This window comes from Microbacterium terrisoli, from assembly GCF_030866805.1.
GTDB classification, from domain to species: Bacteria; Actinomycetota; Actinomycetes; order Actinomycetales; family Microbacteriaceae; genus Microbacterium; species Microbacterium terrisoli.
The window spans coordinates 41,024-66,120 of the sequence record NZ_CP133019.1 but is presented as its reverse complement, the minus strand read 5'-3'; the positions used below and the strand labels follow the sequence as shown (position 1 = coordinate 66,120).

The 25,097-nt window shown below is 71.0% G+C and carries 19 protein-coding genes; 8 read left to right on the top strand and 11 right to left on the bottom strand.

What is annotated here, in order from left to right; genetic code table 11:
- Window positions 1–66: 66 nt before the first annotated feature.
- A complete protein-coding gene (hrpB, locus tag QU603_RS00315) occupies window positions 67–2,619 on the top strand; it encodes an ATP-dependent helicase HrpB (RefSeq protein ID WP_308492503.1) in 2,553 nt (850 codons plus the stop codon).
- A 307-nt stretch (window positions 2,620–2,926) separates the two neighbouring features.
- Entirely contained in the window at window positions 2,927–3,802 is an 876-nt protein-coding gene (locus tag QU603_RS00310; protein WP_308492502.1) for an aggregation-promoting factor C-terminal-like domain-containing protein, read from the top strand.
- A gap of 69 nt (window positions 3,803–3,871) precedes the next feature.
- Here the strand turns inward: QU603_RS00310 and mnhG are convergent, their stop codons facing one another.
- The 7 genes from mnhG to QU603_RS00275 form a co-directional block, all read right to left on the bottom strand.
- Window positions 3,872–4,267 carry a monovalent cation/H(+) antiporter subunit G gene (gene mnhG, locus QU603_RS00305; RefSeq protein ID WP_308493906.1) on the bottom strand — a complete coding sequence of 132 codons (396 nt, stop codon included), beginning with the start codon at window positions 4,265–4,267 and terminating at the stop codon, window positions 3,872–3,874.
- Between the two features lie 5 nt (window positions 4,268–4,272).
- Window positions 4,273–4,539, bottom strand: a complete 267-nt coding sequence (locus QU603_RS00300; protein WP_370655316.1) for an MrpF/PhaF family protein — start codon at window positions 4,537–4,539, stop codon at window positions 4,273–4,275.
- Window positions 4,536–5,123, bottom strand: a complete 588-nt coding sequence (locus QU603_RS00295) for a Na+/H+ antiporter subunit E (RefSeq protein ID WP_308492501.1) — start codon at window positions 5,121–5,123, stop codon at window positions 4,536–4,538. Before QU603_RS00295 ends, QU603_RS00300 begins: the two co-directional genes overlap by 4 nt.
- Complete coding sequence (locus QU603_RS00290; RefSeq protein ID WP_308493904.1) at window positions 5,120–6,685, bottom strand: Na+/H+ antiporter subunit D; 1,566 nt, start codon at window positions 6,683–6,685, stop codon at window positions 5,120–5,122. The genes QU603_RS00295 and QU603_RS00290 overlap by 4 nt, the downstream gene beginning before the upstream one ends.
- Before the next feature lie 8 nt (window positions 6,686–6,693).
- A complete protein-coding gene (locus QU603_RS00285; RefSeq protein ID WP_308492500.1) occupies window positions 6,694–7,281 on the bottom strand; it encodes a Na(+)/H(+) antiporter subunit C in 588 nt (195 codons plus the stop codon).
- Window positions 7,278–10,250 (bottom strand): Na+/H+ antiporter subunit A, encoded by a 2,973-nt coding sequence (locus QU603_RS00280; RefSeq protein ID WP_308492499.1) that lies wholly within the window; start codon window positions 10,248–10,250, stop codon window positions 7,278–7,280. The genes QU603_RS00285 and QU603_RS00280 overlap by 4 nt, the downstream gene beginning before the upstream one ends.
- A gap of 70 nt (window positions 10,251–10,320) precedes the next feature.
- The gene (locus QU603_RS00275) at window positions 10,321–11,421 is read right to left on the bottom strand and encodes a LacI family DNA-binding transcriptional regulator (RefSeq protein WP_308492498.1); all 1,101 of its coding nucleotides are present in this window, start codon (window positions 11,419–11,421) and stop codon (window positions 10,321–10,323) included.
- A gap of 60 nt (window positions 11,422–11,481) precedes the next feature.
- Between QU603_RS00275 and QU603_RS00270 the strand changes: the two genes are divergently transcribed.
- Window positions 11,482–12,738: an MFS transporter gene (locus QU603_RS00270; protein WP_308492497.1), complete on the top strand. Its 1,257-nt coding sequence runs from the start codon at window positions 11,482–11,484 to the stop codon at window positions 12,736–12,738.
- A gap of 463 nt (window positions 12,739–13,201) precedes the next feature.
- On the opposite strand, the gene QU603_RS00265 is transcribed toward QU603_RS00270, so the two are convergent.
- The 4 genes from QU603_RS00265 to uxuA are packed head-to-tail and all read right to left on the bottom strand — an operon-like array spanning window position 13,202 to window position 18,586.
- Window positions 13,202–14,605, bottom strand: a complete 1,404-nt coding sequence (locus tag QU603_RS00265) for an MFS transporter (RefSeq protein WP_308492496.1) — start codon at window positions 14,603–14,605, stop codon at window positions 13,202–13,204.
- Window positions 14,605–15,987, bottom strand: a complete 1,383-nt coding sequence (locus QU603_RS00260; protein WP_308492495.1) for a mannitol dehydrogenase family protein — start codon at window positions 15,985–15,987, stop codon at window positions 14,605–14,607. Before QU603_RS00260 ends, QU603_RS00265 begins: the two co-directional genes overlap by 1 nt.
- A 5-nt stretch (window positions 15,988–15,992) precedes the next feature.
- Window positions 15,993–17,378: a glucuronate isomerase gene (gene uxaC / locus QU603_RS00255; protein WP_308492494.1), complete on the bottom strand. Its 1,386-nt coding sequence runs from the start codon at window positions 17,376–17,378 to the stop codon at window positions 15,993–15,995.
- Window positions 17,375–18,586 carry a mannonate dehydratase gene (gene uxuA, locus QU603_RS00250; RefSeq protein ID WP_308493903.1) on the bottom strand — a complete coding sequence of 404 codons (1,212 nt, stop codon included), beginning with the start codon at window positions 18,584–18,586 and terminating at the stop codon, window positions 17,375–17,377. Before uxuA ends, uxaC begins: the two co-directional genes overlap by 4 nt.
- A 248-nt stretch (window positions 18,587–18,834) precedes the next feature.
- Between uxuA and QU603_RS00245 the strand changes: the two genes are divergently transcribed.
- From QU603_RS00245 to QU603_RS00225, 5 genes are read left to right on the top strand one after another with little or no spacing between them, the layout of a single operon-like run.
- Window positions 18,835–20,226: a serine hydrolase domain-containing protein gene (locus QU603_RS00245; RefSeq protein WP_308492493.1), complete on the top strand. Its 1,392-nt coding sequence runs from the start codon at window positions 18,835–18,837 to the stop codon at window positions 20,224–20,226.
- A gap of 10 nt (window positions 20,227–20,236) precedes the next feature.
- Complete coding sequence (locus QU603_RS00240; protein WP_308492492.1) at window positions 20,237–22,300, top strand: alpha-glucuronidase; 2,064 nt, start codon at window positions 20,237–20,239, stop codon at window positions 22,298–22,300.
- Between the two features lie 28 nt (window positions 22,301–22,328).
- Complete coding sequence (gene nucS / locus QU603_RS00235; RefSeq protein ID WP_308492491.1) at window positions 22,329–23,024, top strand: endonuclease NucS; 696 nt, start codon at window positions 22,329–22,331, stop codon at window positions 23,022–23,024.
- A gap of 40 nt (window positions 23,025–23,064) precedes the next feature.
- Window positions 23,065–23,775: an HAD hydrolase-like protein gene (locus tag QU603_RS00230; protein ID WP_308492490.1), complete on the top strand. Its 711-nt coding sequence runs from the start codon at window positions 23,065–23,067 to the stop codon at window positions 23,773–23,775.
- Between the two features lies 1 nt (window position 23,776).
- Entirely contained in the window at window positions 23,777–25,045 is a 1,269-nt protein-coding gene (locus QU603_RS00225; RefSeq protein ID WP_308492489.1) for a hypothetical protein, read from the top strand.
- Window positions 25,046–25,097: the final 52 nt, after the last annotated feature.

Sequence of the window (25,097 nt, the reverse complement as noted above, 5' to 3'; positions counted from 1 at the left end):
GAAGTCGCCGATTCCCTAGGGAGTCGCGCGTCGGCGGGGCCGCGCTGCCCCGGGCAGACTGGGGGGATGGTGCACGCGGGGTTCGACCTGGCCCGGATCGGCGACGGGCTGTCGTTCGCATCGGCCCTCCGCGAGCTGAACGCGGCCCTGAATGCAAACCCGTCGGTCGTCGTGAGCGCCCCGCCCGGCACCGGCAAGACGACTCTGGTGCCGCCGCTGCTGGCCGGCCGCACCCGCGGCCGCGTGATCGTGACCCAGCCGCGTCGGGTCGCCGTCCGCGCTGCTGCCCGGCGGCTCGCGCAGCTCGACGGATCGCCGCTGGGATCTCGAGTCGGCTTCACCGTCCGCGGCGAGCGCAAGGCAGGCCCCGGCACGCTCGTCGAGTTCGTCACGGCAGGCGTGCTGCTCCGCCGCCTGCTGAACGATCCGGTCCTGGACGGCACGGGCGCCGTCATCATCGACGAGGTGCACGAGCGCGCACTGCAGACCGACCTGCTGATCGGGATGCTCGGCGAGGTGCGCGAGGTGCGCGACGACCTCACCCTGGTGGCAATGTCGGCCACTCTCGACGCCGAACGCATCGCCGGCGTTCTCGGAACGGATGCCGCGCCCGCCGCCGTGGTCACCCATCAGGTGCCGGCCTTCCCGCTCACCGAGCGCTGGGCTCCCAGCCCCGGTCCACGCCTCGACGACCACGGCGTCACACGATCCTTTCTCGATCACGTCGCACACACGACGGCCACCGCTGCCCGCGAGCTGGCCGTCGATGACCGGACGGCCGATGTGCTGGTCTTCCTGCCCGGGGCACGCGAGGTCGCCGAGACCTCCAGCCGCATCCGCCGGCTCGCGGACGGGTTCGATGTGCGCGAGCTGCACGGGCAGCTGTCGTCCGCCCAGCAGGATGCCGTGATCCGCGGACGGTCGGCAGATCAGGAACCGCGGATCATCGTGGCGACGTCGCTGGCCGAGTCGTCACTCACCGTCCCCGGCGTGCGACTGGTGGTCGACAGCTGCCTGTCCCGGCAGCCGCGGCGGGATGCGACGCGGGGGATGAGCGGACTGGTCACCTCCGCGGCATCCCGCAGCTCGTCAGTGCAGCGTGCCGGGCGTGCGACGCGGCAAGGCCCCGGCACGGTGATCCGCTGCGTGGACGAGCGCACCTACGCGGCTTCACCGGCCCGGCCCGCGCCCGAGATCGCGACGACCGACCTGGTCGATGCTGCGCTGCTGCTGGCCTGCTGGGGTGCACCGGGCGGGGCCGGGCTGCGGATGATCGACCCGCCGCCGGCCGACAGCCTCGCCGAGGCGCACGCGGTTCTCGAGGGGCTCGGCGCGATCGACGCCGACCGGCGTGCGACCGCCGAAGGACGGGCGCTCGCCCGCATCCCGGTCGATCCGCGGCTGGCCCGGGCACTGCGTGACGGCGGCCCGCTGGTCGGCCCGCGGGTGGCGGCCGAGGTGGTCGCGCTGCTGCAGAGCGACATCCGGATCACCGATGCCGATGTCGCACACGCCGTCGTGGCGCTGCGCGGAGGCCGAGGGGCGGATGCCGCGCGCTGGGCGCGCGAGGTCACCCGGCTCGAGCGCTTCGCCACGCCCTCGCACAGCACACGACCGGTGGACGGCGTCGGGCTGGTCATCGCGCTGGCGTTCCCCGAACGCATCGCACGGCGGATGACGCGCACCGCAGAGGGCGCGACGTTCTTGCTGGCGTCGGGCACACGGGCCGGAGTGCGCGGATCACTCGCAGACGCCGAGTGGCTGGCCGTGGCGCAGGTCGCCCGTCTCTCCAGCGGCGCCGCCGCCGGTTCGGGCGCGGTGATCCGTGCCGCTGCACCTCTCACCGAACGGCAGATGGAACAGGCAGCGAGCCATCTGATGAGCGACCGCGTCGAGGCGGAGTTCTCAGGCAACCGTGTGCACGCGCGCCGCGAGCGCCGTGTCGGGGCGATCGTGCGTTCGTCGGCACCGGTGCGTGCATCGGCGCGCGAGGGTCGAGACGCCGTGCGCCGCGCTCTCCTACGCGACGGACTGGGGCTGTTCACCTGGACGGATGCCGGCGACTCCCTGCGCAGACGGCTCGGTCTGCTGCATCGCGAGCTGGGCGCGCCGTGGCCGGATGTGTCGGATGCGGGTCTGCTGCGCGATCTGGACGGATGGCTCGGGCCCGAGCTCGACGCCCTCGCGACCGGCACTCCTGTCGAGCGATTGGACCTGACCTCTGCGCTGCGGCGCCTGCTGCCCTGGCCCGCCGCGGCGCAGCTCGACGAGCTCGCCCCGGAACGACTCGAAGTGCCCAGCGGATCCCGCATCCGCATCGCCTACCCGCCGCTGGACGATCCGACCGCACGCCCCGTCATCGCCGTCAAACTGCAGGAGTGCTTCGGCTGGGCCGAGACCCCGCGGCTGGCCGGCGGCAGGATGCCGGTGCTGTTCCAGCTGCTGTCCCCTGCGGGGCATCCGCTGGCGACGACCGACGATCTGGCCTCGTTCTGGTCCGGCCCGTACGCGCAGGTGCGAGCGCAGATGCGCGGGCGCTACCCCAAGCATCCGTGGCCCGAGGATCCCTGGACCGCGACGCCGACGAAGCACACGAAGAACCGCGCCGCCCGGGGCTGATCACCGGCGGTCCGGATCACCGGTACGTGCCGCGTGCATGAGACGGTCAGCAAGCTTGGATGAACCGTCCAGAAACCGCTCCTACGGTGGACCGGTCCGCCTCCCGGCACCCGAGTCGAGCGGTGGATGTCCCGGTTCGGCCACGCGGCCGGACGGCCCCAGCAGCCGACAGACGTCGGTTCGACACGCGACATGTTCCCGAACACGCCGCGCGATCACTGCCGTGCCGAGACGACCAGCCCGTCACGAGTCGCACCCGCTGAGTGCGAACCCGTAGCCCGTCGCCCCCCGGTCGACGACACGCACGATGGGACAGCCCGAACATCGGAACCTTGTGCGCATCCGCAGCCTGACCCTTCCGCAGAAGTCTGTTTTCACCGCCGTGTCCATCGCGGCCACACTCGGCGTCATCGCCATCCCCGCCTCTGCCGCCGCGGCTCCCGCGCCGACTGCCGCAGACGCACAGACCCACATCTCCATTCCCGTACTCCGCCCCGTCGACCAGAACGCCGCCTACTTCGCGAGCGTCGCCCAGGGCACCTCGGAGCTTGCCGAGGGCAAGGTCAGCACAGCGAGCCTCGACATGCGGATCGTGCTCCTGCAGAAGTCTCCGACGATGTCGGTGGCCACCGCACAGGTGCTGACCGATCAACTGCGCGAGATGACCGCGACCGTGGCCGCCCAGGTCGTCGCGTACGACAAGGCAGCCGCCATCAAGGCCGCCAAGATCAAAGCCGCCAAGATCAAGGCCGCGAAGGAGAAGGCCGCGAAAGAGAAGGCCGCGAAAGCGGCTGCCGCCCGCAAGGCAGCCGCCGCCCAGCAGGCGTACCAGCGTCGGTCATCGAACTCTGCGCCGGCTTCGGTCAGCGGGGGCACCGGCGACAACTCGCCGTCGGCCGCGCGCGCATACGCCCGCAGCCTCATGGCCAGCCGCTACGGTTGGGGCGGCGACCAGTTCCAGTGCCTGAACTCGCTGTGGAACCGCGAGTCCGGCTGGCGCGTCCACGCCGCCAATCCGAGCGGCGCCTACGGCATCCCGCAGGCCCTCCCCGGGTCGAAGATGGGTGCCGGCTGGCAGAACAGCGCCCGCGTGCAGGTCGCGTGGGGCCTCGGCTACATCAAGGCTCGCTACGGCACGCCGTGCGGCGCGTGGGGCCACTCCCAGTCCACCGGCTGGTACTGACCCGGCCCGCCGACCCGACGACCCGACGACCCGCCCGGCCGACGACCCGCCGACCCGCGAGAGTACATCTCACCGTCGGGGCTCGGGGCCACCGCGGGAGCCGGGCTCACGTTCAGCACGCGCGGGGGGCGCGGCCTCGGAATCGGCGAGCTCGTCGGCGACCATCGACGGGCGGTCGATCCGGCCGTTGCGGTAGGCCTGCCGGCCCACCATGTGCGCGGCCAACGGCGCCGTGGCCATCTGGATCAGCACGACGGGAACCAGAAACGCCGTCACCTGCCACGACCGCAGCGCCAGCACGATCGCCAGGCAGATGAGCATCACGCCGAGCACCTGCGGCTTGGTCGCCGCGTGCAGGCGCGTGGGCACGTCCTTGAACCGCGCCACACCGATCGCCGCGGTCAGGCACAGGAGCGCCCCGACCAGCACAAGCAGCGCGGCCACGACATCCAGCACGGCATCCACGGCACTCACCCCTGGTCTTTCCGCGCGACGAACCGCGCGATCGCGATCGAGCCGAACACGCCCACCGCCGCGATGATCAGCAGCACCGGGAGCGTCCGGGTGTGGTGGTTGAACACCATGTCGGCCCCCAGCACGCACATCACTTCGGTCAGCAGCACGTCGGCGGCCACCGCGCGGTCGAGGATCGACGGCCCCCGCACGATGCGCCACAGGGTCACCAGCGCGGCGGCCGCGAACACCGCGGCGATAACCACCATCAGCCACGTCATCATCGGTCCTCTCCCGCGACGCCCCCGCCACCCGGCTGCACGGCAGCCGCCTTCACGGCCCGCAGGGCATCCAGCTGCGCCCGCGAACCGACCGCCCGGACGATCCGCTCCTCCCACAGCAGCACCCGTGTGCGCTGCTTCTCGACGTCGGCCATCGAGCGCACGCCGATGAAGTGCAGGTACAGAATGCGCCGGTCGTGGTCGGTGTGCACGACCAGCGACCCCGGGATGAGGGATGCTGTCACCCCGACGTGCGTCATGATCAGGTCGTCATCGCACCGCATCGGCACGGCGATCACGGCGGCCCCCGGCTGGCGGCGCAGGTCGATCGTCTGCCACGCCACCGTCAGCGACCCGACGACGACGGCGCCCAGGAACTGCACGATGTAGGCCAGCGCCCACCAGAGGTTGATGCGTCCCGACAGCTCGACCGGCGGCAGCCGGAACACCCGGGTGACGAACGCCGCGACGATCAGACCGGTCACGGCCGCCAGCACCGTGAACTGGCCCCACAGCAGCATCCACAGCGCGATGAGCCACACGAAGAACGGCAGCTGGCGCCACATGGTGTGCACGAACTGCTTCATTCGTCCGCCTCCTGCTGCAATTGCTGAAGGTGCACCGGCTGCGACAGGCCCGTGCCGATGCGCGCACACAGGTCGTACAAGGGTCCTGCGAACACGGTCAGCGCGATGGTGACGGCCACCATTCCGGCGGTTGCCACGGTCATGATCCGCGGGATCACGCGCCGCTCGGTCTGCACGGCCGCCGCCGGCGCGGTCTTCAGATACTCGACGCGCTCGAGGGTCTCGACGTCGGGCTCGGTCTCGCCATGCTCGCGCCAGAACGACAGGTTCCACGCGCGCATCAGCGCGTACAGCGTCAGCAGCGACGTGACGATCCCGCCGACGATGAGCACGATCATCAGCGGCGTGCCCACCTGCGCCGCTGCGGCGAACAGCGCGTACTTTCCGATGAACCCCGAGAACGGCGGCAGGCCGCCGAGGTTGATCGCCGGAATGAAGAACAGCACCGCCAGAACGGGCGCTGCGCGCATGAGCCCGCGCACGCGCAGGATGGATGTCGAGCCCGCCCGCCGTTCGATGAGCCCGACGGCCAGGAACAGCGTGGTCTGCACGACGATGTGGTGCACGATGTAGTACGCGACGGCGCCCAGCCCCGCCGGCGTCGCGATCGCCAGGCCGAACACCATGTAGCCGACGTGGCTGACCAGCGTGAACGACAGGATGCGCTTGAGCTCGGCCTGCGCGAGCGCCCCGAGAATGCCGACGACCATCGTGGCAAGGCCCACGATCAGCAGCAGCGTGTTGACGTCGCTCGAGGCGAACAGCTGCGTCTCGGTGCGGATCATCGCGTACACGCCGACCTTGGTCAGAAGCCCCGCGAACACGGCGGTCACCGGCGCGGGCGCGGTCGGGTACGAGTCGGGCAGCCAGAACGACAGCGGGAACACCGCCGCCTTGATCGCGAACGCGATCAACAGCATCAGGTGCAGCACCAGTTGAGTGGATGCCGGCAGCTGCGCGATGCGTTCGGAGACCTGTGCCATGTTGACCGTGCCGACGGCGCCGTAGATCATGGCGATCGCCGCGAGGAACAGGATCGATGACACCAGCGACACGACGATGTACACGACGCCGGTGCGGATGCGCGACTCGGTGCCGCCCAGCGTGATCAGCACATACGAGGCGACCAGCAGCATCTCGAACCCGACGTAGAGGTTGAACAGGTCGCCGGCGATGAAGGCGTCGAAGATGCCGGCGGCGAGAATCAGGTAGGTCGGGTGGAAGATCGACACCGGCGTCTCGTCGTCGCCGTCCGCCGAGCCCTGGCCCACTGAGAACAGCAGCACCGACAGCAGGACGATGGCGGAGACTCCGACCAGGAGCGCTGCGAACCGGTCGACGTACAGCACGATGCCGAACGGCACGGGCCAGCCGCCGACGGAGACCGCGATCGGCGTGTTCGAGGCATCCACCGCCACCAGCAGGATCGCGGCGATCACCAGCACCGCCGACAGGGTGATGACCGATGTCATGATCTGCGCGCGACGGTGCCGGGCCAGGGCCAGCGCGATGCCCGCACCCAGAAGGGGCAGAGTGACGATCAGCGGAACCAGTGCGTCCATCGCGGTGTTCACGCGTCATCCCCCTTCTGGTCGTGCGGGCCGTCGGCGCCCGGGCCGTCGTCGTCATTGGGCGGCTCGACGCGTGCCTGATCCGTGGGCGCGTCATCGTCGATCGCCGACAGATCGTGGCGGTGCAGCACGGTGATCGGCGCCGTGCGGATGTCGACGAAGTCGGTCGTGATCTCTTCGTCGGCGCCCTCGACCTCGACCTCGTCGTCCAGCGCGTCCTCGTCGGTCCCGTGCTCGGGAGTGCGCAGGGCCACGTCGTCTTCGTCGTCCTCGACTGTGTCGGCCTGGCCGAGCTGCCACGACCGATAGATCAGCGCGAGCAGGAACGCCGAGACCGCGAAGGTGATCACGATCGCCGTCAGGGTCAGCGCCTGCGGCAGCGGATCACTGAACCGTTCCTTGTCGCCGCTCCCGAAGAACGGCGCGATGCCCGGGGCGCCCATCACGATCAGCAGCAGCAGGTTGGTGGCATTGCCCAGCAGCAGAAACCCGATCAGCACACGGGTGAGGCTGCGCTCGAGCATCGCGTAGACGCCGCACGCGAACAGCACCGCCATGATGACGATCAGGATGCCGCTGACGCTCACCGGGTGCTCACCGCCTCGGGGTGCTCGGGGTGCTCGGGGTGCTCCGGGTGGTCCGAGTGGTCCAGCCGCCGCCGGTCGACTTCGGCGCCGAGGCTGCGCAGCACGTCGAGCACCAGGCCGATGACCACCAGATACACGCCGACGTCGAAGATCGTCGAGGTGACGAACTCCAGGTGCCCGAGCACGGGGATGTCGGCCCCGAACACGGCGCTGGTCAGCGGAGCCGCGCCGAAGAACACCGGCGCGACGGTGCACACCACCGCCAGGACCATGCCGGCCCCGAGCAGCCGGCCGGCGTCGGTGGGGGCGGCGGCGCCCAGCTCGTAGCCCCCGCCGGCGATGTAGCGCATGACCAGCGCCATGCCGGCGACCAGCCCTCCGGCGAAGCCGCCGCCGGGCAGATTGTGGCCGGCGAACAGCAGATACAGCGAGGCGACGATGATCGTGTGGAACAGGATCCGCACGATCACCTCGAGCATCATCGACCGCTCCCCCGCCCGAACCCGCTGACCGCCCACGAGCCACGCACGCCGGCCGGCGACGTTCCCACCGCGCGTCTGGCGCTTGAGGCCCTCGTCGGTCTCGATCAGGATGCGGCGCGAGCGCCCGACGGCTTCGGGCAGTGCCGACAGCGACGACAGCAGATCGGCACGGTGGGTGACGAAGACGAGGGATGCCACGCCTGTGGCGGCCAGGATCAGCACCGACAGCTCGCCCATCGTGTCCCACCCGCGCAGGTCGACCAGGGCGACGTTGACGACGTTCGTGCCGTGGCCCAGCCGGTAGGCGAGTTCGGGGAAGCTCTTCGAGATCGGCGCGGCTTCGCGCGCCCCGGTGGCCACGATCACGACGGCGGCCATGGTCAGGCCCACCGCGGCGCCCAGCACGGCGCGCGAGACCCGCCAGACCGAGGCGTGATGCTGGCCCATGCGCGACGGGATGCGGCGCAGCACGAGCGCGAACGTGATCATCGTGACCGTCTCGACGAGCACCTGGGTCAGGGCGAGGTCGGGTGCGCCGCTCGTGGCGAACAGCGTGATCATGCCCAGGCCCGTCACCGACACGAGCACGACCCCGGTGTAGCGCTTGCGCGCACCCACGGCCAGCAGCCCGGCCACGATCATCACCGGCGCCACGAACAGCTGCAGCGGCGACTGCCACGCGTCCAGCTGGCCGCGCCAGTGCGGGTCGGCGACGAGCACCGTGCCTTCGGCGGCGACCAGCACGACGAAGATCGTGCCGACATAGATGGGCAGCGACCCGCGCTGCGTGACGCGAGTGACCGCGAGCGACAAGCGCGCGATGCCGCGCAGCACGAGGTTGTAGGCGCCGACCGCGGTGAACGGCAGCACGTGCGCCCTGCGGTCGAGGCCGAGCGCATGCGCGCCGGCGAACACGAGCGCGCCGACGACGAGCGTGCCCAACGAGATCCACAGGGCGGCCTCGAACCCGTGCCAGAGCGCGAGGTGCGCGGGAGCGGCCGCGACGACGCCGGGCGTCGATGCCGGGACGGTGCCGGCATACAGCGCGAGTGCGGGATCGATCCAGGATGCCGCGAGCCCGACGACCAGGGTCAGCCCCGCCAGCAGCACCGGAGCGGCGACGAAACCCGCCGGGGGCGACGGCCACGCCGTCGAGGGCAGGTGCTCCCGTGATGCGGCATCCCTCTTGCGCCAGAACGCGCCCCACACGAACCGGATGCCGTAGGCCGCGGTCAAGACCGCACCGGCGATCGTTCCGACCAGCGCGACGGTGCCCCATCCGCTGCCGCCGGCGGACTCGTGCAGCAGCGCGGCGAGCGCGCCCTCTTTCGCCGCGAAGCCGATCGTCGGGATGACACCGGCCATCGAGCACACCGCCACGATCGCTGCCGCAGCCAGCGCCGGCGCCTGCCGCCCGAGCCCGGACAGCTCACGGATGTCACGGGTGGACAGCTGACGGTCGATCACGCCGACGATCAGGAACAGGCTCGACTTGAACAGCGCGTGACTGATCAGCAGGGCGAGCCCGGCCAGCGCTGCGTCGCGGGTGCCGTAGCCGAGCACGACCGTGAGCAGTCCGAGCTGGCTGACCGTGCCGTAGGCGAGAATGCGCTTGAGGTCGGTCTCACGCAGCGCCTGGAGGCCGCCCAGCAGCATCGTGAGCACACCGAGTGCGATCAGCACGGGCCGCCACGGCGCAACCGCGGCGAAGGCCGGAGCGAACCGCGCGATCAGATAGATGCCGGCCTTGACCATCGCCGCCGCGTGCAGATACGCGCTGACCGGGGTGGGGGCCGCCATCGCTCCGGGCAGCCAGAAGTGGAACGGGAAGATCGCCGATTTGCTCAGCGCGCCGACGAGGACCAGCACGATCGCCGCATCCACGAGCGGGCCGGTCGGGGGGTGGGCCAGGATGCTCGACATCACCGTCGTGCCCGAGGCGACCACGAGCAGCACGACCCCGACGAGCATCACGAGTCCGCCGATCGTCGTGACCAGCAGCGCCTGCAGCGCCGAGCGCCTGCTGGCCCCGCGCCGGTGGTAGAAGCCGATGAGCAGGTAGCTCAGAACGCTCGTGACCTCCCAGAGCATCACCAGCACGACGACGTCGTCGGTCAGCACAAGCCCGTACATCGCTCCGGCGAAGCCGAGCAGCACGGCCGAGAACTGGCCCATCCCCTCGGTCGACCCGTCGAAATACCACCGGCAGTACAGCAGGACCACGGCACCGACGCCCGTGACGATGAGCGTGAGGACCCAGCTGAGCACGTCCATCCGCATGGAGAGCTGGATGCCGAGGCTCGGGATCCAGCGGTACGTCTCGAACCGAATGCCACCGCCCAGCACTGCGGGCGCCTGCAGCACCGTGTGCACGAATGCGATCGCCGGCACCGCGGCGGCGATGTAGAACGCCCGCACCCCGAGCGCACGCACGAACAGGGGCAGCGTCAGCGGAACGAGGGCGAACGCAGCGAGGAGGACGAGCACGATCCGGCCTCCTCAGGCGTCGGGGGTCTCAGCCCATCCTACTTTCTGCGCACGCCCCGATAACACGAGCTCAGCGAGTCGCCGGTGCCGGTGACGGTGCCGGCGCCGTGGTCGTGCCGTCGCGGAATGTGCACGTGAAGCGGAAGGATGCGGCATCCCGGCCCTGCAGCATCGCCGTGACCGCCTGGCCGGCCGCACGTCCCTTGTCGGACGCCGGCTGCTCCATCGTGGTCAGCACGTGCTCGGTGAGACCGTCGACGATGACGCCGTCGAATCCCGTCACGCTGACGTCGTGCGGAACGCTCAGCCCGGCCTCTTCGGCCGCGCGGATCACGCCGGCGGCGAGCAGGTCGCTCTGCGCGATGACCGCGGTGGGCCGGGTTGCAGCGTCGGCGAACAGCACGCGCCCGGCCACGAGCCCCTCATCGATCGAACTCGCGGCGGCCGTGAACACGGAGGCATCGGGGTAGACGGCGCGGAATCCGGCCAGCCGATCCCGCGTGACATCCACGGTGACAGCGGCATCGTCGGCGAGCCATCCGCGCTCGCGTGCGGCATTGCGCGGCAGAGTCAGCATCGCCACACGGACGTGGCCCAGGCGGCTCACGTGGCGGGCCATCTGCTCCTGCGCCTCGGTGTTGTCGAGCGTGATGCGGGTGACCTCGTCACCGGCGTCGCCCTCGATGACGACGACCGGCACGCCGCGGGCTGCCAGTACGTCCAACTCAGCGTGCATGCCGGAGTTGCATCCGATCAGCACGGCCGCATCCAGCGGCGCCGTGGTCAGCGTCGCGGCCGGTGGTCCACCCTGCACCCCGCGCCCCGACGCGGGCTCCGGTGCGGGTTCGTCGTCGCGCAGCAGCAGCAGGCCGGCGCCCAGCGGCGCGACCCCGTCGGCGATGCCGTCCATCATCAGACGCGTCACCGGGTCGAGGAACACCGTGCCCAGCGGGGCCTGGAACACCACGCCGACGATGCCGCTGCGTCCCCGCCGCAGCGAGGCCGCGCGTGGGTCCGGGCCCGTATAGCCGAGGGATGCCGCCGCATCCAGAACGCGTCGGCGCGTGGCATCGGCGACCGCCGTCCTGCCGCTGAAGACGACCGACGCCGTCGACGGTGCGACGCCCGCCGCACGTGCGACGTCGGCCAGGGTGGCTCTGCGCTGACTCATCGCCTCGATGCTACCTCCCGCCGCGCGCGGAGCGCCGAATCGATTCGATAGACTCTGCTGATGGACTTCGCACTGACCCGATCGCAGCTGGTGCGGTGGCGCACCGCGATCTTCGCGGTCTTCATGGCCAGCGGCCTGAGCATCGCGACGTGGTCGGCGCGTGTGCCGGCGATCCGCGACACCCTGGACATCACCCGCACCGACGTGGGACTGATGCTGCTGATCGGCGGCATCGCCTCGATCACGGGGCTCTCGGTCAGCTCGGTGATCCTTGCCCGCTGGGGGGCGCGGCGCGGCATGCTCGCGACGATGTTCACGTTCGCCGTGGGTGTGGTCCTGATCGGCATCGGCACCGATGCGCTGCACTCCTGGACCGTCGTGACGCTCGGCCTCGTGCTGTGGGGCTTCGGCAATGGATGCCTCGACGTCATGATGAACGTCGAAGCGGCGGCGATCGAAAAGCACATCGGCAAGACGATCATGCCGCTGTTCCATGCGTTCTTCAGCTTCGGCACCGTGATCGGCGCGGGGCTCGGAGTCGCCGCGATCGGGCTGGGCTTGGTTCCCGCGGTGCACCTGCCGATCGTGGCGGCCGTCATCGCCGTCATCGCAGTGTTCAGCGTCGCGAACGTCCCCATCCGGGAAGCCGCGATGGATGCCGCAGAACCGGCAGAGCAGAAGCACGGCTGGCGTGAGCGCCTGGCCTTCGCTCTGTCGGCGTGGAAGGAGCCGCGCACGTACGCGCTGGGTCTGATCCTGCTCGGGATGTCGTTCGCCGAGGGCGGCGCGAACGACTGGCTGGCCCTGGGCGTCGTCGACGGGCACGATGCCCCCGAGGCGCTGGGCGCTGCCGCGCTTGCGACCTTCTCGGTGTGCATGACCGCCGTCCGTGTGCTCGGTGGCCCGCTCGTGGACCGGCTCGGCCGTGTGCTGACGCTGCGGATTCTCGCAGTGCTGGCCGGTGGCGGGCTGCTGCTGTTCATCCTCGCCCCGACCCTGCCGCTCGTGTTCGTCGGCGCGGCCCTGTGGGGCATGGGCGCGTCGCTGGGCTTCCCCATCGGCGTGTCGGCCGCGGCCGACGATCCCGCCAAGGCCGCCGCGCGCGTGAGCGCCGCCGCCACGATCGGCTACGTCGCCTTCCTGGCCGGTCCCCCCGCCCTCGGATACATCAGCGACCACATCGGCCTGCTGAACACGCTCTACATCATCGTCGGGCTGATCGTGCTGTCGGGCCTGGCTTCGGGCGCCGCGCGCCCGATCGCCGGGTCGACGGTCGGGGCCGGGCGCGTGGCATCCGGATCCGACGCCCGCGACTGAGCCCGCCGCCGGTCACGACCGGGCTCGCCGCCGCGCAAAACACATACACCCCTCGTACACGCATTTACCTTCCTGTTCACACACACCCGGCAGCCCGGCCGCCCGGCAGCCCGGCAGCCCTGCAGCCACGGCGCCCCGCAGCCCCGCAACCCGACAGCCCGGCAGCCCTGCAGCCACGGCGCCCCGCAGCCCGGCAGCCCGGCAGCCCGGCGAGCCAGGGCGCCCCGTAGCCCCGTGGCCCCGCAACCCGGCAGCCCGGCAGCCCAGGGCGCCCCGCAGCCCGGCAGCCCCGCAGCCCGGCAGCCCGGCAGCCCACGGCGCCCCGCAACCCCGCAGCCCGGCCGCCCGGCGACGCAGGGCGCCCCGTGTGAACGGGAAGTTGAATGCGGAAAAACAACACATACCTCTTTCGGCAGCGCACGAGATCACCGCGGTGCCGCGCTGTACGACGCGGCACGCGCGATCACGCGGCGCGACGGCGCACCGCCGCTGCCGCCACCAGCATCACCGCCAGGTGTCCCACTCCGATCGCCGACGCCGCGATGACGACCGCTCCCCAGGTCGAGGCATCCACGCCCCCGGCAAGCAGCCGCCCCAGAAGCACCGTCGCGATGATCGCGCCGATGTAGCGCATCGACTGCAACAGGCCCGACGCCACCCCCACCGCCTCGGGCGGTGCCGAACGCCGTACCGCCTCGGTCATCGCAAGCGAACCCATGCAGTACGGCACGCCCATGATCGCGGCCATCAGCAGCATCCACACCGGTGCGGTGGTGAGCACCCCGATGCCGAGCAGCGCAGACGCGCCCAACAGCAGCACGCCGGTCGCCACGAGCACCGGCGCAAGGCCGCGGCGGTCGATCGCCCGCGCGACCAGCGGAGCGATCGCGATCGTCATGCCCGACAGCGGCAGCATCAGCAGTCCGACGATCGCTGTCGAATATCCGGCGAACGACTCCAACATCTGCGGCAACCCGAAGAAGGCCAGGTAATACACGGCGCTGAACACCGCGAAGCCGATGAAGCTCAGCGACAGCGCCCGGTTGGCCGCCAGCATCCGCAGATCGATGAACGGGGCGCGCGCCCGCAGTTCGCGCCAGATGAACACGGCGATTGCCGCGATCCCCACGGCCAGCGTGATCCACATCGCCGCTGCCGACGCGGGCCCGGCGGCTCCCAGCACCACCAGCAGCAGCGTGACCGCGCCCACGGCGAAGGCGACGACCCCGGCAGGGTCGAGCACACGCAGGACCGCGGACCCCGAGACCGCCGTACGCGCGGTGTCGCGCGGTGCGAGCACCCAGACGCTGATCAGCGCGGCGATCCCCAACGGCACGTTCACAAGGAAGATCGCCGGCCATCCCGCGATCGTGATCAGCACGCCACCGACCACCGGGCCCAGCGCCGCAGCGGTCGTGTTCGCCACCTGCACCCGCGCCAGCAGCCGCGGAGCGCTCGTCGACGCCATCGCCGCGAGCGGACCGACCAGCGCCACGGCGGCGGGGAAGGCGACCGACGTGCCGATGGCCAACACTCCGCGAGAGAGCAGCACCATCCAGAAGCTGTCGCCGATCAGGCCCAGCGGCGCGATCGCCCCGGCGATGACCACGACCACCATGCCCCCGCAGAACACGCGCCGTGCGCCGAACGCGTCGATGACCCGCCCCATCAGCGGCTGCCCGACCGTCGAGGCGATGTAGAACACCGTGATCACCCACGTGACCTCGCCGATCGAGATGCCGAAGTCGTGCTGCAGGGCCAGCAGTGCGACGGCGACCATCGACGAGTTCAGCGGATTCAGCGTGGTGCCCAGGCACAACGCGGCGATGGTCCACCCGACCCGGCGGGCTGCGGCATCCTGCGTCATCAGATCTCGGCCGCCCCCCGGCGCCGCACCCACCCCCGCACCGCGCCGACGAACCCGTCGTCGGCAGCGAGCGACGCGTCGAGCGCGGCGACCATGGCGCGCACGGGATCGGCGGCCGACAGCGCCCGCTGCACGCCGCCGCCGCGCGCGTCCTCACCGAGCAGCCGTTCACCGGCGGCGGCGATCCAGCAGCCCACCGCCTGCGCGCCCCCGCCCGCGGCGCGCCCGGCTCGGCGTTCGCGCACCGCGACCGGTGCGATGCGCACTGTCAGCTTGGCCAGGCCGTCACGTGAGATCTGCCCGAGACGGTGCTCGATCCGCGGGTTGTGAAAGCGTTCGACGAGCGCTGAGCAATAGTGATCCGCGTGCAGTGCGGGGTCGAGGTGCCGCACGGCGTCCGCCCACCAGGCCCGGATCGCCTCGGCACAGACCCGGTCGTCCATGGCGTCGGCGATCGTGGCGTGCCCGCGCAGCAGCCCTAGGCACGCCAGCATGCTGTGCGCGCCGTTCAGCAGCCAGAGCTTGCGCAGCTCGTACGGCTCGATGTCGTCGACGAAGAGCGCGCCGGCACTCTCCCAGCAGGGTCGTCCGGCCGGAAACCGGCCGCACAGCGTCCAGTCCGAGAAGGGCTCGGTCGCCACCGGTGCGGCATCCCACCAGCCCATGGCCTCGCGCACCTCGGCGCCGAGGCGGTCGGTGACCGCGGGCGTGATGCGATCCACCGACGTCGAGACGAACGACGCCGTCTCGGGCAGCGCCCGCGCCAGGTCCGGCAGGGCCTGTGCGGCGAACTCGGTCACAGCGCTGCGGAGCACCTCGCCGTTGCCGGGCAGGTTGTCGCACGGGACGATCGCCAGCGGCCCGCTTCCTCGCCGTCGCCGATGCTCGAGCCCCACCACCAGCCGACCGACCGGCGTCACCGGCCGTGCGGCGATCCCGTCGATGCGCACCCGCGACAGGTCGCTCGCCACCTGCGGGTTCGCGCGATCGAGCCCGCCGCCGAGGCGTGACGCGTACCCCGCTTCGGTCACCGTCAGCGTCACGACGCTCGTGGTGGGCGCGGCCAGCAGCCGCGCCCAGGCCGCATGATCGTCTGCGGTGTGCACGTGTGAGATGCCGGTGAGCGCTTGCATCCGGTCCCCGTCACGACCTCGCTCGACGAGCGTGTACACGCCCTGCTGCGGGCGCAGCCGATCGGCGATGTCAGCGGACCGCCCGGTGAATGCGGCGATGCCCCACTGTCCCCCGTCGTCGGCGAGCGCGGTGTACCAGGCCTGGTGCGCACGATGGAAGGCGCCCAGCCCAAGGTGGACGATGCGTACCGGCGCGACCTCGGCCGGTGCGCCGCGCGCGGCCAGCAGCCCGCGTGAGAGCCTCGGCACTTCGCTCACAGTTTGAACGCCTGTCGCGGGATCGCATCGACGAGGTCGGTCATGATCCGCTCTGCTTCGGCGCGGCGCACCCGCCCTTCGATGACAAGACGCGCCAGGAACGCGGCATCCGCCCTCCGGGCCGTGTCGTGCCGCACCGGGATGGACAAGAACGCGCGTGTGTCATCGATGAACCCCGAGCCGCGGTAGAAGCCCGCGGTCTCGGTCACCGCCGCGCGGAATCTGCCGATCGCATCGGGCGCATCGAGGAACCACCACGGCGCACCGATGAACACGCTCGGATAGAAACCTGCCAGCGGCGCGATCTCGCGGGAGTAGGTCGTCTCGTCCACCGTGAACACGATGAGGTGGAACCCCGGGACGAGCCCGAACCGCTCCAGCAGCGGCCGCAGTCCGGCCGCGAACGACGTGGTCACCGGAATGTCGTGACCAGTGTCGGGCCCGTGCCGCCGCAGGGTCTCGGTGCTGTGATTGCGCAGGATGCCGGGGTGCAGCGTCATCACGAGTCCGTCATCGACGCTCATCCGCGCCATCTGCCAGAGCATGTGGGCGCGGAACTGTCGGCGCTCGGTCGCCGTCGACCGGCCGGCCAGGATCCGCGCGAACAGTGCCTCGGCCTCGGCGCCGTCGAGGTCGACGGTGGTCGGCTCGAGCACGCCGATGTCGGCCGAGACCGCTCCGCTGTCGACGAAATGCCCCCGCCGGTCCTGCAGCGCCCTCAGGTACCCCGCGAAGTCGGCGCTGTGCCCGGTCTGGTCGAGCAGGCGATGCACGCGCTGGTCGAACTGGGCCGAGTCGGCGTCGAGATAGGCGTCCGGACGGAACGTCGGCAGCACCCGAAGGCCCTCCTGCTGCAGCCGTCGGTGCGTCTGCAGCCCATCGAGCGGATCGTCGGTGGTGGCCAGCACCTCGATGCGGAACGCCTCGAACAGCGCCCTCGGCCGGAACGCGGGGTCGGCCAGTCGTGCGGACATCGCGTCGTAGATCCGGTCCGCCGAGGCGGGGGCGAGGGGTTCGGTCAGCCCGAACAGCGTCCGCAGCTCTTCTGCGATCCAGTACCCGGAGGCGGTGCCGGCGAACCGGTGCCAGTGCTCGGCCAGCAGGCGCCAGGCCGACCGCGGATCGGCGGGGGCGCCGCCGACGCCCAGGTCGGCCAAGTCCACGCCCGACGCGTGCAGCAGCCGGGTGACGTAGTGGTCCTTCGAGATCAGGAGCGTTGCGGGGTCGTCGAACGGGCGGTCCTCGGCGAGGGTGAGCGGATCGACGTGTCCGTGCGGTGAGATGATCGGCGCGTGCTCGACCGGTGCGAACAGTTCGCCGGCGAGCGCGCGCGTCGCCGGGTCGGCGGGGAAGAGCCGGTGCGCTGCGACGGAGTCGCTCACGATCGGCCCTCCTGCTCGCCGAGCTCTGCATCCAGCATCGCCGAGACGGCCGCCTCGATGCCGCGCAGCTGCGCGAGGCCCTTGAGCCGTCCGATCAGCGCGTACCCGGGATAGGTGCGTCGGGTGAGGTCGTCGAGCAGGAAGTGCCCGTGGTCGGGGCGCAGCGGAATGGGGATGGCGTCTTCCTCTTCCCGAGACCGACGCCGTTCTTCGCGCAGCAGCGCGCGGATGACGGCCACCATGTCGGCGCCGCCGTCGATGTGTCCGTCCTCGAAGAAGCTCTTGCCGTCCGCCTCGAGGGTCACGTTGCGAAGGTGGGCGAAGTGGATGCGGTTCGCGAAGCGCTCGGTCATCGCGACCACGTCGTTGGTCGGCACCGACCCGAAGGACCCGACGCACATCGTCAGTCCGTTCGCGACGGCGGGTGCGGCATCCAGCAGCGCCTGCACATCGTCTGCGTCGGAGACCACGCGCGGCAGCCCGAACAGGGGACGCGGCGGGTCATCTGGGTGGATCGCCAGGCGCACACCGGATGCGGTGGCCGCCGGCACGACCTCACGCAGGAACGCGGCGAGATTGCCGCGGACGGCGGTCGCATCCAGGTCCGCGTACGGCTCGAGTCCACCCCGCAGCGTGTCGAGGTCGTACGACTCCTCGGATCCGGGCAGGCCGATCAGCACGGTCTCGCTGAGCGCCGCGCGCGCCTGATCGTCCGCACGGGCGAACCATTGCTCCGCGCGTTCGAGGTCTTCGGCGCTGTAATCGTCGGCTGCGCCGGGCCGCTGCAGGATGTGGATGTCGAACGCGGCGTGCGCGGCGAAGTCGAACCGCATCGCGTAGCCGCCGTTGGGCAGCTGCCACCGCTGGTCGGTGCGTGCCCAGTCGATCACCGGCATGAAGTTGTAGCAGACGGTGCGCAGGCCGGCCTCCCCGAGGTTCTGCAGAGTCTGCGCATAGTTCGCGACAGCCTCGTCGCGGCCTGGCCCGCCCCACTTGATGTGCTCATGCACCGGAACGGACTCGACCACCGACCAGGTCAGCCCCGCCGCCTCGATCTCGGCCTGGCGCCTGTGGATCTCCTCGGGCGTCCACACCTCGCCGTTCGGGATGTGGTGCAGCGCCGTCACGATGCCGGTCGCGTCGGTCTGTCGGACATCGCCCAGGGTCACAGGATCATTCGGTCCGAACCAGCGCCAGGTGTGCTCCATCGTCACGTCTCTCCGTCGTCTGCGGTCGGCTGCCGGGCAATGCCCACGCGCGTCACCATCTCGGTCTCTCTCAGGGTAGACACCATCGCGCATCACGAAACGTGTCGAGCGGATGTGACAACCCCGCATCGCGGCCGCTACGCTCGCCGAGAGTTTCGAAGGAGATCCATGGTCACTGCATGCGCGACGAGCGCCCCATCCGCCCATGAAGTGACCGGGGCTCAGTCGTGACGTCGCAGAGTCTGCCCGTGGCCTCTCCCGAAAGCCAGGGTCTGCGGGCAGCGTCCGTGCTGCGTCTGATCGACGAGCTCGAGCGCGGCGGGCTCGACCCCCACGCACTGACCATCGCCCGCGCCGGCCAGGTGCTGTTCCGCGGCGCGTGGCAGCCGTGGTCGCTCGAGGCCCCGTCGCTGGTCTACTCGGTCTCCAAGACCTTCACGGCGACGGCGATCGGCCTGCTCGAGGCCGACGGTCTGATCGATGTCGAAGCGCCGGTCGACCGCTACCTCGGGGGAGACAATCCCTACGGGCTGACCGTGCGGCATCTGCTGACCATGAACACCGGGCACAGCCGAGACCAGACGGCGGCACTGCCGTTCTCCATCCCGGCCGTGCTCGAAAGTCCGCGCGACTACGCGCCGGGCAGCCATTTCGCCTACAACTCCCCGGCCAGCTACGCGCTCTCGGCCATCGCCACGGCCGTCGGCGGCCGATCACTCACCGACCTCCTCCAGGAACGGCTGTTCGGCCCGCTCGGGATCGGACGCCGCTGGTGGATTCCACTGGACGGCATCGACCAGGGGTTCTCCGGCCTGCACCTCGACATCGACGACATGACGAGGATGGGGATCGCCCTCGCGGACGGCGGGCGGTTCGGCGGCCGCCAGGTGATCCCGCAAAGCTTCATCCGGGAAGCGACGAAACCCTGGTCCGACACCCGCGAGCCCGACGACGACGGCACCGGAGGGGACTGGTCGCGCGGATACGGCTACCAGCTCTGGCGCAGCAGGCACGGGTACCGGCTCGACGGCGCCTACGGCCAGTTCGTCGTGGTCGTCCCCGAGACCGGCATCGTCGTTGCCTACCAGGGCTCGACCACGCGGGCCGAGAACACACTGGAGGCGATCTGGCGACTGATCGAGTCGTTCTCCGACGCCGCGGTCGATGACAGCCCTGCCGACGCTGCCGAACTCGCGGGCCGCGCCGCGTCGCTGGACTCCTGGGATGCACGATCGCTGTGGGAGCAGTCCGCGGACGCGGTGCCGGATGCGGCATCCTGGACCCTCGTCGACGACGCAGACCGACCCGACCGCTGGGAGCTCATCACCGATCGGGGCCGGATCGTCGTCACGGCGGACGGCTGGCAGCGCACCGTGCTCACGGCTGCCGACGCATCCGGTGACAACGCAGACGCCACCGACGCAGACGCCGCCCGGTCGATCGTCGTCGCAGCCCGGGGCGAGAACCGCGGTGAGGGAAGCACGGTGGTCCAGCTGGTGGTGCCGACCTCGCCGCACCGCGCGATCGTCACACGAAAAGGCAACGAGCTGCGCGCGACGTGGCACACCACTCCCCTGTGGCACCCGTCGATCGAGACCCTCGCCGTGCCCGACCGGCTCGCGCACAGGCACGCGCACTGAGACCGGCACCATGAGCCCTGACCCCGGCGATTTTTCCACGCCCGCAACACCCCCGCACCCGGCGTGGCTGCCCGACGCGGCGGTTGCTCCTTTCCGTCTCGACACCGTCTGCGTGTTGGGTGCCGGCGCCGCTCTGGACGCCGTGCGCGACGAGCTCACCGACGCGCCCTCGGCAGACGCCGCCGAGGCACGGCTCGTCATCGCGCGCACCGATGCGGTGGCCGCCCCCTCTGCGCTCGGCCTGCCCGCGCTGCCCGACATCCCCGACGACGGTCACGCGATCGTCCGGGCCGCAGGCCGCGTCGCGGTGCTGGGTGCGACCGACGTCGCAGCGCTGCGGGGCTTCTACGCGCTGGTGCGTGAGCATGCCGCCGACCGTGCGACCGGCCGGGTCCGACCCGAAGGCACCGTGATCTCTGCGCCGTCCGCGCCGCTGCGCATGCTCGATCACTGGGACAATGTCGAGGTCCATCCGTGGATGGGGCAGGTCGAGCGCGGCTACGCCGGCGGCTCGATCTTCTACGCCGAGGGGCGGGTCCGATCAGACCTCAGCCGGGTGCGTGCCTATGCGCGGTTGCTGGCAAGCATCGGAGTCGATGCAGTGTGCGTCAACAACGTCAACGTGCACGCCCGCGAGGCTCGCCTGCTCACCGACGATCTCGGCGAGGTCGCCAGGATCGCCGCGCAGTTCCGGGCCTACGGCATCCGCACCTTCCTGTCGGTGTCGTTCGGCTCGCCGATGACCCTCGGCGGCCTGGCCACCGGCGACCCGCTCGACCCTGCGGTCGCCGACTGGTGGGTGGATGCCGCAGCCGGCGTGTATGCGGCCGTTCCGGACTTCGGCGGCTTCCTCGTCAAGGCCGACTCCGAAGGGCAGCCGGGCCCGTTCGCCTACGGGCGCACGCACGCCGACGGGGCGAACGTGCTCGCAGCGGCACTCCGTCCGCACGGCGGCATCGTGCTCTGGCGCGCGTTCGTCTACGACCACGAGCAGGATTGGCGCGACCGGTCCACCGACCGCGCGCGTGCGGCATACGACCATTTCGTGCCCCTGGACGGACAGTTCGCCGACAACGTCATCGTGCAGGTCAAGCATGGACCGATCGACTTTCAGGTGCGCGAGCCTCTCTCGCCGGTGCTCGCGGCGATGCCGCGCACCCGGCTCGCGATCGAACTGCAGGTGACCCAGGAATACACCGGCCAGCAGAGGCACGTCTGCTACCTCGCGTCGGCGTGGAGCGAGTACCTCGGCTTCCGGCTCGACGGCGAACGCACGGTGGCCGAGATCGTCACCGGCGACGAGCAGAACAGCCCCGGCGCGGTGGTGGGGGTCTCCAACGTCGGCACCGACCGGTTCTGGACCGGGCATCCGCTGGCGCAGGCGAATCTGTACGCGTTCGGACGGCTGGCGTGGGATCCGACGCTGACGCCGACGGCAGTGCTGGACGAGTGGATCGGCCTGACCTTCGCCGCAGCATCCGACGATGCCTTCCGGCGCATCCGCGTCGCGCTGCACGCAATGATGGACGGCTCCTGGCTGCGGTACGAGTCGTATACGGCACCGCTCGGGGTCGGCTTCATGGTCTCGGCCGAACAGCGCCATTACGGCCCCGGCGTCGACGCGTACGAGTACTCGAAGTGGGGCACCTACCACTTCGCCGACCGGGACGGCGTGGGCGTGGACCGCTCGGTGGCCACCGGCACCGGCTATGCCGGACAATACCCCTCGCCGTGGCGCGAGCGGTACGAGTCGGTGGACACCTGCCCCGACGAGCTGCTGCTGTTCTTCCACCATGTGCCGTACGGGCACGTGCTGCACGCCGGCAAGACGGTGATCCAGCACATCTACGATTCTCGGCACGATGCCGTCGAAGAGCTCGACGCCGTCGAGGCCGCATGGGAGTCGCTGGCCGACCTGGTCGGCACAGCGGCGGTGCCGGCGGCACTGGATGCCCGCATGCGCGAACTCCTCTGCGAACAGCGACGCAGTGCGATCGAGTGGCGCGACCAGGTGCGCAGCTACTTCTTCCGCAAGTCCGGGGTGCCCGACCTCGCCGGCCACACGATCTATTGACGTCGCGCCTCGCGGGTAGGCTCAGCGGGTGCGTCTTGTCATCGCCCGCTGCTCCGTCGATTACCACGGCAGGCTCAACGCCCATCTCGATCCGGCCATCCGCCTGCTCGTGCACAAGGGCGACGGCAGTCTGCTGATCCACTCCGACTCCCTCAGCTACAAGCCGCTGAACTGGATGAGTCCTCCGTGCACTCTGGTGGTCGAAGAGCCCGAAGAGGATGCCGCAGCCGCCGGCGTCGTGGAGCAATGGCGCGTCACGCACCGCAAGAACGGCGACGAACTGGTCGTGCAGATCTATGAGCTCATGCACGATTCCACGCACGAGCTCGGAGTCGACCCGGGCCTGGTCAAAGACGGCGTCGAGGCCGATCTGCAGCGCCTGCTGGCCGAGCAGGTCGACGTGATCGGCGACGAGCTGACCCTCGTGCGCCGCGAGTACCCCACGGCGATCGGTCCGGTCGATCTGCTCCTGCGCGACCCGGCCGGCGGCACCGTCGCCGTCGAGGTCAAGCGCCGCGGCGACATCGACGGGGTCGAGCAGCTCACCCGCTATCTCGAGCTGCTGGGCCGCGACCCGCACCTGGCACCGGTGACCGGTGTTTTCGCCGCACAGGAGATCAAGCCGCAGGCCAAGGTGCTCGCCGCCGACCGCGGCATCCGGTGCGTGACGCTGGACTACGAGGGCATGAAGGGCACCGAGTCCGGCGCCCCGCGCCTGTTCTGACGCTCAGGGTCGGCGCCGACCGACGCCCTAGGCTGGAGACATGCCTGCGCGTTCTCCTTACACCTGTGTTCTGTGGGACGTCGACGGCACGATCGTGGACGCGTCGGACGGCATTCTGCGTCGCCTCGGCATCGTGCTCGAGCACTTCGGTCATGCCGCGCCCACGCGCGCCGACCTCGTTCACTGGATCGGCCCGCCGATGTTCGACTCGTTCCAAGACAACGTGGGCATGACACCGAAGCAGTCGGCCGAAGCGGTCACGTACTACCGCACTGTCGGCAAGGCCGACGGCTACACGACGGGTGCGCACCTGTTCCCCGGCATCGCCGCGCTTATCGGCGAGGTCGCCGCCGCCGGCATCCCCCAGGCGACGGCCAGTTCGAAGCCCGAGGTGCAGGTGGTCGCGCTCATGGAGCACTTCGCCCTGGCCGGCCGGTTCGAGGCTCTGGCCGGCTCCACCCCCGACGAGAAGACCCTGGCGACCAAGGCCGACGTGATCGGCGAGGCGCTGCGCCGGCTGCGGGTCGCCGGCGCCGACATCAGCCGCCCGGTGCTGATCGGCGACCGCCACCACGACATCGAGGGGGCCGCCGAGCACGGCATCCCGGTGATCTTCGTGCGCTGGGGCTTCAGCGCACCCGACGAGGCGAACGGCGCCGCAGCGGTCGTGCAGACCGTGGCGGAGCTGCGGGCTCTGCTGCTGCAGGATGCCGCGATCCCCGCACACGCCACCGCCCACGGAGACGGCTGAGATGGATGCCGCCGCCACCGTCGGCGAGATCGTGCGCTGGCTCATCCCGGCCCTCGTCGTCTTCGGTGTCGCGGCCCTCGCGGTGCTGGCGCTCAGTCTGATCGTGCGTGCCCGGCGTCGCTCGCCGCGCGCGCGGGCTGCGGCCGAAAGCGCGCGAACTGAAGCCGGTGCCGCGCTCGTGCGGCTCGACGACGCCGTCGGTGAGCTCGACCTCGACCTCGGCCTGTCGGGTGCGCTGTACGGCGGCAATGCCCCGGCGTCGCTGCGCCGGGCCCGCATGGTCGCCCAGCATGTGCGCGCCGATGCGTTCGAGGACTTCCGGGCGCTCAGCGACGACACGGCGCTCATCCCCGCTGAAACGCAGCGCCGTGCGCAAGCGGTCAGCACGCACGTCGCCGAGGCGATGGCCGCGATCGCACGCGCCCGCACCGACCATGACCGCTGGATGGCCGAGAATTCCTCGGCGGGAGCGCAGATCGACAGCGCGCGCACCCGGCTGGACCGCTTGCGCGAGCAGACCGGTGACCCCGACGCGCTGATCCGCGAACTGTCGGCGCGGTTCGACGAGTCGCAGTGGGCGGATGCCGCTGCCGCTGCCGCTGCCGCGAAAGCCGACATCGCCGAAGCCCAGCAGCTGCTCGATCGCGCCGCCGACGCCGCCGATGACCCGTCGCGCAGCGCACTGGACGATCTCGCCCTGGCCGAGCGGCGCATCCGGCGCGCGCAGGAGGCGACCCTGCGTCTGGAAGAAGTGCACCGTCTGGTGGTGCAGGCGGCGCAGGCGCTGCCGGATGAGCTCACCTCGATGCGCAGCGCCATCCGGCAAGCCCTGACCACGAGAGAAGAAGTGGAGCCGGATGCCGCAGCCCGCCTGGGCGAGGCGGTCCGGCAGGTCGAGGCGTCGCTGACCGGTCTCGAGCCGGGCTCCGCGCGCACACCGCGCGAGGCCATCGTCCAGATCGCCCGGCTGCGCGACCGGCTGGATCTCGCGCTCGGTGACGCCCGCAGCGCACAGCAGCGTCTGCAGGGTGCGCGCGCCGCGCTGCCGCCGACGATCGCCGCCGCGCGCGACGCGGTCTCGCGAGCCGCGGCATCCATCGGAGACGCCGGAGCCGACGCCCGCGTGCGCCTGGCCTCGGCGCAGGACGAACTGGCCACCGCGCGCCAGGTCACCGACCCGGTCGAGGCCCTCGACGCCGCCCGGCGCGCGATGCGGCACGCCGAAGATGCGCAGGCGCTCGCGGACTACGACCGCCTGACCCGCCGCTGAGCCGAACACCGAACCGGCCGCTGCACCCGTTCGCGGGCACGACCAACGCCCC